This window comes from Pedobacter sp. 01T416_2 (assembly GCF_056398925.1).
Window position 1 is genome coordinate 1 of record NZ_JBFTQI010001098.1, and the last position, 1,403, is coordinate 1,403.

Here is a 1,403-nt window from a genome sequence, read left to right on the forward strand (position 1 = left end):
GGTCCCGATTATTCAGTAGCTTATGCCGTTGGCGATTCGCCATTTGGTCCGTTTAAGCGGATTGGCAAAATATTAAAGCAGGATGCGGCCATTGCTACCGGTGCAGGCCATCACTCTGTAATTATTAACGAGAAAAAAGGACAATATTACATTGTTTACCACCGCCGACCCTTAACCGAAACTGATGGCAATCATCGAGTTACCTGTATTGATGAAATGAAGTTTGATGCAGACGGTAACATTCTTCCTATAAAAATCACAAATGAAGGTGTAAAAGCCCAGAAAGTTAAATAAATACTGTTCGGCTGGAAATTTTATTCAATTTCCAGCTGCGCTTCACTTTTTTGTAAAACAGTTTTCGCCTGCTTTTTATTCAGTGTATTAAATCCCCAGGTGCATAATAAAAGCATACCCGCCAATCCCAACCAAAGCCAGTTATAGCCAAGATTCTCCGCTACTAAAAAGCCCAGATACGGACCAGCAAGTTGTGCAAAGGACCAACTTAAGGTATAGCCTGCGGCATATAGTCCCCTGTTGTGCGCGTTACTCCTGCTGATTACAATGGTGTTTATAAAAGGTAAGGTAAGCATCTCCCCTGCAGTAAAAACAACAATTGTTAATATCGCCATAACAATGTGAAGACTTATTGGAACACTTAGTATCACATAAGCAGCCGAAAATAGAACAGCACCTATAATGATGAAAAATATGGGCGATCGTTTTGCCTCAATTTTATTGATCATCACCATCTCGAAAAGGGCAATAACAGCGCCATTGATACCGATTATAAGGCCGATGGCGAATTCATCAATATGCCATTCTTGTTTAAAAAATACGGGCACAATCCTGAACATTAAAAAGGCACAGGTAATAAATATTGTGGTGAGAAGGATAAACTTTACATAGAAAGCATCTTGCCACGGTTTCATAATAATCATATTATTGGCTGTTTCCTTTGCTTTTTTGATAAAGCCCTTCACCTGTGGTAAAAATGATAAGATCAACAAACCCACAATAATACTTACAACGCCTTCAACAATAAAAAGTAATCTATAATTAATAGAAGCGATTATACCTGCAAAACTGATCCCTATAGACCAGCCCATGTTTGTAGCCAACCTGTTTAAAGAGTATGATCTCGTTAAAGTACCTTCCGCGGCATAGTGGGCAACCGCTGTAAAATTGGCCGGTCGGAAAGCCTCCGAGAAAAAACTGATTACAACCGCCAGGATACAAAGACTATAAAAGTGGGTGAGGGTAGAAAATAAAATAAATAACAGGCCACTAACGATGGAGGATAAAACCTGTACCGGGCGAAAGCCAATCATGTCTGTTAATTTTCCACCTGTTGCTGAGCCAAGAACAGAACCAACACCAAATAAAATGATGATTAAGCCTGCATC

The 1,403-nt window shown here is 39.8% G+C and carries 2 protein-coding genes; one reads left to right on the forward strand and one right to left on the reverse strand.

Annotation, left to right across the window (positions count from 1 at the left end; translation table 11 throughout):
* Nucleotides 1-294 (forward strand): family 43 glycosylhydrolase (locus AC1DPQ_RS27690; RefSeq protein ID WP_477611558.1); only part of this gene is annotated, 294 nt, incomplete at its 5' end.
* Between the two features lie 20 nt (nucleotides 295-314).
* Here the strand turns inward: AC1DPQ_RS27690 and AC1DPQ_RS27695 are convergent.
* Nucleotides 315-1,403 (reverse strand): MFS transporter (locus AC1DPQ_RS27695; RefSeq protein WP_477611559.1); only part of this gene is annotated, 1,089 nt, incomplete at its 5' end.